At 59.9% G+C, this 8,370-nt stretch carries 7 protein-coding genes and 1 pseudogene; 3 read left to right on the forward strand and 5 right to left on the reverse strand.

Annotation, left to right across the window (positions count from 1 at the left end; all coding sequences use genetic code 11):
* Nucleotides 1–36 precede the first annotated feature (36 nt).
* On the forward strand, nucleotides 37–2,502 hold the full coding sequence (locus CE491_RS14685) for an EAL domain-containing protein (RefSeq protein ID WP_110949046.1): 2,466 nt from the start codon (nucleotides 37–39) through the stop codon (nucleotides 2,500–2,502).
* 35 nt (nucleotides 2,503–2,537) lie between these two features.
* Nucleotides 2,538–3,335 (forward strand): TenA family transcriptional regulator, encoded by a 798-nt coding sequence (locus tag CE491_RS14690; RefSeq protein WP_110949047.1) that lies wholly within the window; start codon nucleotides 2,538–2,540, stop codon nucleotides 3,333–3,335.
* 156 nt (nucleotides 3,336–3,491) lie between these two features.
* Here CE491_RS14690 and CE491_RS14695 read toward each other — a convergent pair whose 3' ends face one another.
* From CE491_RS14695 to CE491_RS14715, 5 genes are all read right to left on the reverse strand, one after another.
* Nucleotides 3,492–3,728, reverse strand: a complete 237-nt coding sequence (locus CE491_RS14695) for a hypothetical protein (protein ID WP_110949048.1) — start codon at nucleotides 3,726–3,728, stop codon at nucleotides 3,492–3,494.
* Between the two features lie 67 nt (nucleotides 3,729–3,795).
* On the reverse strand, nucleotides 3,796–4,542 hold the full coding sequence (locus CE491_RS14700; protein WP_110949049.1) for a YciK family oxidoreductase: 747 nt from the start codon (nucleotides 4,540–4,542) through the stop codon (nucleotides 3,796–3,798).
* A gap of 185 nt (nucleotides 4,543–4,727) precedes the next feature.
* A complete protein-coding gene (mupP, locus tag CE491_RS14705; RefSeq protein WP_110949050.1) occupies nucleotides 4,728–5,399 on the reverse strand; it encodes an N-acetylmuramic acid 6-phosphate phosphatase MupP in 672 nt (223 codons plus the stop codon).
* Nucleotides 5,400–5,402: 3 nt separating this feature from the next.
* Entirely contained in the window at nucleotides 5,403–6,101 is a 699-nt protein-coding gene (gene ubiG / locus CE491_RS14710) for a bifunctional 2-polyprenyl-6-hydroxyphenol methylase/3-demethylubiquinol 3-O-methyltransferase UbiG (RefSeq protein ID WP_110949051.1), read from the reverse strand.
* A 94-nt stretch (nucleotides 6,102–6,195) separates the two neighbouring features.
* A complete protein-coding gene (locus tag CE491_RS14715; RefSeq protein ID WP_110949052.1) occupies nucleotides 6,196–7,524 on the reverse strand; it encodes a TRZ/ATZ family hydrolase in 1,329 nt (442 codons plus the stop codon).
* A gap of 229 nt (nucleotides 7,525–7,753) precedes the next feature.
* Between CE491_RS14715 and CE491_RS14720 the strand changes: the two are divergent.
* Nucleotides 7,754–8,370, forward strand: a pseudogene (locus tag CE491_RS14720) (S-methyl-5-thioribose-1-phosphate isomerase); the annotation flags it as partial.

The following is an 8,370-nucleotide window of genomic DNA, read 5'->3' on the forward strand; positions in this document are numbered from 1 at the left end:
AAGGGTGTATCTGGCAGTGCTGATGAAAGGGACACCATGAAGCGAACGCGGATCCTGGAGAAGCCCCGACTTCTGGGCATCGTTTGGCCATTTATCGCCGTAGTGCTTTTACAGGCACTAGTCGGCTGCGTCAGTCTTTACATGATGTCGGCGGTGCGCAGCTATGTGGGCGGGGAAAGCCTGTGGTCCAAGGGGCAAAAGGACGCCATTTACTATTTGAATCTCTACGCCAACAGTCGTGACGAGATCAATTACCTGAAGTACCACCAGGCCATCGCAATTCCCCAGGGCGGGCATGACCTGCGGGCGGCGATGGATCAACCTGAACCGGACATCGCTCGCGCCAGAGCAGACATTCTGCAGGGTGGTAACCATCCCGACGATGCCCAGGGAATCATTTGGCTCTATCTGAATTTTCGTCATTTCAGCTACCTGGAGAAGGCCATCGATCTGTGGAAAATCGGTGACGACTATCTGGTGCAGCTGGACGATGTCGCTCGGGAAATGCACCAGCGCATTACCGAAGGCAGCGCTACCAACGCCGACGTGTTGAACTGGCGGCAGCGCATCAGCGCGATCAACGAAGGTGTCACTCCGGCAGCTAAGGCTTTCAGCGATGCGTTGGGCGAAGGTTCGCGGGTGATCCTGCGGATTCTGGTGGTGGTCAACCTGACCACGGCGGTAGTTTTGATCCTGCTGGCGTTGTTGCGCACCCATAAGTTGCTGGAGCAGCGCCATGCGTTTGCCCTGGCCCTGCAAACGGAGAAGGAGCGGGCGCAGATTACCCTCGAGTCCATCGGCGACGGGGTGATCACCACCGATGTCGACGGCTTGATCGCCTACATGAACCCCGCGGCCGAGCAAATGACTCACTGGAAAACCGGTCAGGCCGCCGGTCTGCCGCTGGCCGCGCTGTTCAATCTGCTCGATGAGAACGACCAGAAAGACAGTTCGACCCTGATCGATCACATTCTCAGCGGCAAGCTCGGGGGAGGCAGCGAAAATTCCAAACTGATTCAACGCCTGGACGGCAGCACAGTGTCGGTCGCGCTGGTGGGCTCGCCGATCCGTACCGAAGGCAGGGTCAGTGGCGCGGTGCTGGTGCTGCACGACATGACTCAGGAGCGCCAATACATCGCCAATCTGTCATGGCAGGCCACCCACGACGCCTTGACGGGCCTGGCCAACCGGCGCGAGTTCGAATACCGCCTGGAACTGGCCTTGAGCGGGCTGGCGCAGCAGGCAGATCGGCATGCGGTCATGTTTCTGGATCTGGATCAGTTCAAGTTGGTCAACGACACCAGCGGCCACGCGGCCGGCGATGAATTGCTTCGGCACATCTGCGCCCTGCTGCAACAGGGCATCCGCGAGGGTGACACCCTGGCACGGCTGGGCGGTGACGAGTTCGGAATCCTGCTGGAGCACTGCTCGCCGGAGTCTGCGGAAAAGATCGCCGAGGGGCTGCGTCAGACCGTGGAAAGTCTGCATTTTGTCTGGAAAGGCCGACCCTTCGTAACTACCGTCAGCATCGGCCTGGTGCACGTTGCCAACACACCCACGACGTTGGAAGCATCGTTGCGCTCGGCAGACATGGCCTGCTACATGGCCAAGGAAAAGGGTCGCAACCGGGTCCAGGTGTATCACGACGACGATTCGGAACTGTCCACCCGCTTTGGCGAGATGGCATGGATTCAGCGCCTGCACATGGCGCTGGAAGAAAATCGTTTCTGCCTCTATTCGCAGGAAATCGCGCCGCTGAGCCGTGATGCGGCTGGGGGCAGCGGTCACGTGGAAATTCTCCTGCGATTGCGCGATGAATCCGGTCGCATGATCCTGCCGGACAGCTTCATTCCCGCCGCCGAGCGCTACGGGATGATGACCACGCTGGATCGCTGGGTGGTGCAGAGCGTGTTCAAGATCATTGCCGATTGCCTGCATGAGAACCACCGCAAGGGCCCGATGGCGGTGTGTGCGATCAATCTGTCCGGCACCAGTATCGGTGACGACGCCTTCCTCGAATATTTGCGACAGCAGTTCCAGATCTACGCAATTCCCCCTGAACTTATCTGTTTTGAAATCACCGAAACCAGTGCGATCGCCAATTTGGGCAGCGCTATTCGGTTCATTAACGAGCTCAAGAGTCTGGGGTGCCGTTTTTCTCTGGATGACTTCTGTGCAGGCATGTCGTCATTTGCTTACTTGAAACATTTGCCTGTAGATTTCCTGAAGATTGATGGCAGTTTCGTAAAAGACATGCTCGACGATCCGGTCAACCGGGCGATGGTGGAAGTGATCAACCATATCGGGCACGTAATGGGCAAGCAGACGATCGCTGAGTTCGTCGAAAGCCCACAGATAGAGCAGGCGTTATTGGAAATCGGTGTGGACTACGCTCAGGGGTATGTCATCGAGCGACCGCAATTATTCACCTGTGAATGTCTGCACGCACGGCCCGCGAGGCAGACCCCAATGTTGTTCAGCGCTCCCGGGACTTTTCGCTGAACGATCCGATGTAATACAACATAAGGAGCTACACAGTGATCGATACGTTCGTTAGAACCGGTCCGCTGATGGATGCCAGCAGTTACCCCGCTTGGGCACAGCAATTGATCAAGGATTGCAGTGAAGCCAAGGCACGCGTGGTAGGGCATGAACTTTATCAACGTATGCGGGATGGTCGGCTCAGTTCCAGGACCATGCGCCAGTATCTCATTGGTGGATGGCCTGTCGTTGAGCAGTTTGCGGTCTATATGGCGCATAACCTGACCAAAACCCGTTTCGCCCGTCATCCGGGCGAAGACATGGCGCGTCGCTGGCTGATGCGCAATATTCGGGTTGAGCTCAATCATGCCGATTACTGGGTAAACTGGAGCGCAGCCCATGAGGTCACGCTCGAAGACCTGCAAGCGCAGCAGGTTCCGTCAGAATTGCACGCACTCAGTCACTGGTGCTGGCACAGCTGTTCGTCGGAGCCTCTGGTCGTCGCGATTGCAGCCACTAACTACGCCATCGAGGGCGCGACCGGCGAATGGTCGGCTGTCGTATGTTCGCAAGATACATACGCAGATTTGTTCCCGCCGGACATACGCAAGCGCGCCATGAAATGGCTGAAGATGCATGCGCAATACGATGATTCCCACCCTTGGGAAGCCCTGGAAATCATTTGCACCCTGGCGGGCAACAACCCCAGTGAGCAACTGCAGGCAGATCTGAGGATGGCGATCTGCAAGAGCTACGAGTACATGTACCTGTTCCTGGAACGGTGCATGGTTTTGGAACCACCGCAGGAAGCAAAGGCGCCGGTGCGCGAACGCCAGTACGCAGTTCGCGCCTGAGCCGATCAACCCTCCATTCGAGGCGGTACGGCCTCGGCGTTTGACCGCATAAAGGGCTGTGTCGGCGTGATGCACAAGACTGTCGGGGAATTCCCCGGCAGCAGCGTCGAGCAGCCCGGGCTGACGGTCAGTTCGACCGGGCTTCCATTGGCCGGATTAGTGGGTTGCAGCGCCGCGTGCCGCAGGCATTCGCCTACCAGCGCGCTGACCCACGACTGGTATTGTCAGCGGATCGCGCAAGGCGCTCCGGCTGGCAGTTCGGTAGATCAGGGCGGTGCGCAGCGGGTAAACCAGACCGGTCAGCAGGGATTCGAGTTGAGTAAGCTCCTGCTCGCTGAAGCGGCCGTCACGCTGAAACGCCAACTCGCCTGTCTGTTCGCGTGCATAACTCATGGGGTAGCTGGCGTTGTGACAGGCTGCGCCTTCCCACAGAGTTAACTTTACGCCCGGCTTGGGCGTATCACTTCTTCTGCGCGTCGAACGCTTGCCCATTGACACCTGTGCTGTCCGGGCCCATCAAGTACAGGTAGACCGGCATGATTTCTTCAGGCGTCGGATTGTTCAGCGGGTTCTCCGCAGGATACGCCTGGGCGCGCATGTCGGTTCGGGTGCCGCCAGGATTAATGCTGTTGGCGCGCACCGAAGCGACGTTTTCCAGTTCATCGGCCAAGGTCTGCATCAACCCCTCGGTGGCGAACTTAGAGATCCCATAAGCCCCCCAATACGCGCGGCCCTTGCGCCCGACGCTGCTGGACGTGAACACCACCGAGGCGTCCTGAGACAGCTTGAGCAGCGGCAGCAGCGTCGCGGTGAGCATGAACGTCGCGTTGACGTTGATGTGCATCACCCGCATGAAATGCTCGCCCGACAACTGCTCGATCGGTGTGCGCGGACCAATGATCGATGCGTTGTGCAGCAGGCCGTCGAGATGTCCGAACTCAGCCTCGATCATCGCCGCCAGCTCATCATATTGATGGGGCAGGGCGGTTTCCAGATTGAAGGGGATCACCACCGGCTGTGGATGGCCAGCGGCTTCGATCTCGTCGTAGATGGCCGTCAGGTTCGACTCGGTCTTGCCCAGCAGCAACACCGTCGCGCCGTGTGCAGCGTAGGTCTTGGCCGCCGCAGCACCAATGCCACGACCTGCGCCGGTGACCAGAATAACGCGCCCTTTAAGCAGGTCGGGGCGGGCGGAGTAGTTGAACATGGGGAGGCCTCTTCGCATGTGATCAAACTGGGGGAGGGGCATGGCGATTTCGCGATGAGCGTTGAGTTTCTTGTGGCAGTGAGCTTGCTCACGAAGGCGGCGCAGCGGCTGTTACATCTGATGTGGATGTAAGAACCACGTCGTGAGCAAGCTCACTCCCACCGGCGTGTTCAGCCTCAGGGCCGTCAGCAGCTGCAAAGAGCGTTATCGAGCACCCGGCGTAAATCCAGCGGCTGATCTACCACCACGTCCGCGCCCCAATGATCGGGGTTGTCATGGGGGTGGATGTAGCCGTAGCGCACGGCGGCGGTTTTGGTGCCTGCATCGCGGCCGGACTGGATGTCACGCAGATCGTCGCCGACGAACAACACGCTGGCCGGGTCCAGATCGAGCATCCTGCAGGCCAGCAGCAGGGGTTCGGGGTCCGGCTTGCTTCTGGTCACGTGATCCGGGCAGATCAGCACCGCCGAACGTTCGGCCAGCCCCAACTGCTCCATGATCGGCTGCGCGAAACGCACCGGCTTGTTAGTGACCACGCCCCAGATCAGCTTCGACTTCTCGATGTCGACCAGAACTTGCTCCATGCCCTCGAACAGCTTGCTATGGACGGCGCAATCCTTCTGATAGCGCTCCAGAAATTCTAGGCGCAAGGTCTCGAATTCCGGCGCGCTCGCGGACATCGCGAACGCTGCCGAGACCATGGCCTTGGCGCCGCCGGAAATTTCGTCGCGGATCAGCTTGTCGTCAACCGGGGCAAAGCCACGCTCGGCGAGCATGGCCTGGCAGATGGCGATGAAGTCCGGCGCTGTGTCGAGCAGAGTGCCGTCCATGTCGAATAGAACCGCTCTCAGGCGCATGACTCAGGCCCCCTTCAGCGTCTGGATCATGTAGTTGACGTCGACATCGGAGGCCAGTTTGTAATGCTTGGTCAGCGGGTTGTAGGTCAGGCCGATGATGTCCTTGACCTCAAGACCCGCGTTGCGGCTCCATGCGCCCAACTCCGAAGGGCGAATGAACTTCTTGAAGTCATGGGTCCCGCGCGGCAGCAGGTTCATAATGTATTCGGCGCCGATGATCGCGAACAGGTACGCCTTCGGGTTGCGGTTGATGGTGGAGAAAAAAACCTGGCCGCCCGGTTTGACCATTTTGTAGCAGGCGCGAATCACCGAGGAAGGATCGGGCACGTGCTCCAGCATTTCCAGGCAGGTGACGACGTCGAACTGCTCGGGCATTTCCTCGGCCAGGGCTTCGGCGGTGATCTGGCGATACTCGACGCTGACGCCGGACTCCAGTTGATGCAACTGAGCCACGGCCAGTGGCGCCTCACCCATGTCTATCCCGGTCACAGTGGCGCCGCGCAAGGCCATCGCCTCGCTGAGAATTCCGCCGCCACAACCAACGTCAAGCACCTTCTTGCCCGCCAGACCCACGCGCTCGTCGATCCAGTTCACCCGCAGCGGGTTGATGTCGTGCAGCGGCTTGAACTCGCTGTTGCGGTCCCACCAGCGATGGGCCAGGGCCTCGAATTTGGCGATTTCGGCGTGGTCGACGTTGCTCATGTGTGATCCCTCTAAAACTTGAAATTCGGTATCGGACCCCGGCATCTGGCCGTGATCGTGCAAAATTTTGTCATTAACGCTCGGCGCCCTTGCCTCAACCCCTGGCGGCAATGCGATTGCCCCAGCTTTTGGCGGTTCTGATCAGCGCCTGTTCGTCCATTCGCGTCAGGCGTTTGTCCTGGAGCAGTTGCTTGCCCGCGACCCAGACGTGTTGCACGCAGTCGCGGCCGCTGGCGTATATAAGCTGCGAAACCGCGTCGTAAATCGGCTGTTGCGCCAGCCCCGACAAGTCGAATGCGACCATGTCCGCTGCCTTGCCGATTTCCAGGGAACCGGTGAGGTCTTCGATGCCCAGAGCACGCGCGCCATTGAGTGTCGCCATGCGCAGCGCACGATGGGCATCCAACGCGGTGGCCGAGCCTGCGACAGCCTTGGCCAGCAATGCAGCGGTGCGGGTTTCGCTCAGCAGGTCCAGGTCATTATTGCTGGCAGCTCCGTCCGTGCCGATAGCGACATTGACTCCCGCTTGCCACAGCCGTTCGACGGGGCAGAAACCGCTGGCCAGCTTCAGGTTCGATTCCGGGCAGTGAATCACGCTGGAATTGGTTTCTACCAGCATCGCCAGGTCGTCATCGCTGATCTGGGTCATGTGCACGGCCTGGAAGCGCGGGCCGAGCAGTCCCAGCCGATGCAACCGGGCGAGCGGACGTTCCTGACGCTGCTGCACCGCCTCGTTCACTTCAAAGGCGGTTTCATGAACGTGCATGTGAATCGCGGCGTCCAGTTCATCGGCGATGACCCGAATCTTTTCCAGGTTTTCATCGCTGACGGTATAGGGCGCATGCGGGCCTATGGCGATTCTGATCCGGTCGTGGTGGGCCAGATCGTTGAACAGTTCGACGCCGATGTGCAGCGATTCGTCAGCGTTACGCGCGCCGGGTATCGGGAAGTCGAGCACGGGCACGGTGATCTGTGCGCGAATGCCGCTGTTATGCACGCGCTCGCAGGCGACCTTCGGGAAGAAGTACATGTCCGAGAAACAGGTGATGCCGCCCTTGAGCTGCTCGGCGATGGCGATATCGGTGCCGTCGCGGACGAAATCTTCGTTGACCCATTTGCTCTCCGCAGGCCAGATGTGCTCCTGCAGCCAGGTCATCAGCGGCAAGTCATCGGCCAGGCCGCGGAACAGCGTCATCGCCGCATGACCGTGGGCATTGATCAGTCCCGGGCTGAGCAGCATGCCGGGCAGTTCGCGGACTTCCAGGGCGTATTGCCGCAAGGCTTCGGCCTTGGGCCCGATATAGACGATCAGGCCGTCACGAATCCCGATACCGTGTTGCTGCAGCACGACGCCAGCGGGTTCGACCGGTACCAGCCAGTCCGGCAGGAGCAGCAGGTCCAGCGGGGCAACGGAGTCGGGCATGAGAACAGGGATCCAGTGGCATTTGACGGGAGGGCGAAGTATACCCGAGCGTCTTGACGGGCGGCTCGCTATAATCGGCGGCTTTTTCAGTTGCTGGCCATTTGATTCCGGGCATCCGAGACAAATTGTGGGAGCGAGCTTGCTCGCGAAGGCTGAGGTTCGATCACTGCAAATGGTTCGAATGTACCAAGCGCCCTGATCTTCAAATTTTCATCAAGTGGGGTGTGCAATGCGCGATCGATTACTGGCTGCGGAGAAAGTGAAGGCCATCGATTGGCAGGACGGCACGCTATATCTGCTGGATCAGCGGGTGCTGCCGTTCGAGGAAAGCTGGCGGCCCTATCACAGCGCTGAAGGGGTGGCCGAGGCCATTCGGAGCATGGTCGTGCGTGGCGCGCCGGCCATCGGCATTGCCGCGGCGTATGGTCTGGTGCTGGCGGTCTTCGAACGTTATGCCGAGGGCGGCGATTGGCAAATGGCCCTGGAAGAGGACTTCGACCTGCTGGTCAACGCGCGGCCCACGGCCGTCAATCTGTTCTGGGCGCTGAACCGCATGCGCGAGCGTCTATATCGGCTCAAGAGCAACGAAGACCCTCGTGCTGCCATGGAAGCGGAGGCGGCAGCGATCCACCTCAGCGACCGCGAAGCCAACCTGACCATGGCGCAACTGGGCGTGGAGCTGATCCGCAAGCATCAGGGCAACCTGCAAACCGTGCTGACCCACTGTAACGCTGGCGCTCTGGCCACGGGTGGCTTTGGTACGGCGCTGGGGGTGATTCGCGCGGCTTATATAGAAGGCATGATCGAGCGCGTCTATGCCGACGAAACCCGCCCCTGGCTGCAGGG

The organism is Pseudomonas bohemica (assembly GCF_002934685.1).
Lineage (GTDB): Bacteria > Pseudomonadota > Gammaproteobacteria > Pseudomonadales > Pseudomonadaceae > Aquipseudomonas > Aquipseudomonas bohemica.

Bases quoted from the DNA above. Each gene is read 5' to 3' on its own strand.
- CE491_RS14700 (WP_110949049.1), bottom strand. From the start codon at position 4,542: ATGTTCAACTACTCCGCCCGCCCCGACCTGCTTAAAGGGCGCGTTATT.
- CE491_RS14695 (WP_110949048.1), bottom strand. From the start codon at position 3,728: ATGAGTTATGCACGCGAACAGACAGGCGAGTTGGCGTTTCAGCGTGAC.
- CE491_RS14685 (WP_110949046.1), top strand. From the start codon at position 37: ATGAAGCGAACGCGGATCCTGGAGAAGCCCCGACTTCTGGGCATCGTT.
- ubiG (WP_110949051.1), bottom strand. From the start codon at position 6,101: ATGAGCAACGTCGACCACGCCGAAATCGCCAAATTCGAGGCCCTGGCC.
- CE491_RS14715 (WP_110949052.1), bottom strand. From the start codon at position 7,524: ATGCCCGACTCCGTTGCCCCGCTGGACCTGCTGCTCCTGCCGGACTGG.
- mupP (WP_110949050.1), bottom strand. From the start codon at position 5,399: ATGCGCCTGAGAGCGGTTCTATTCGACATGGACGGCACTCTGCTCGAC.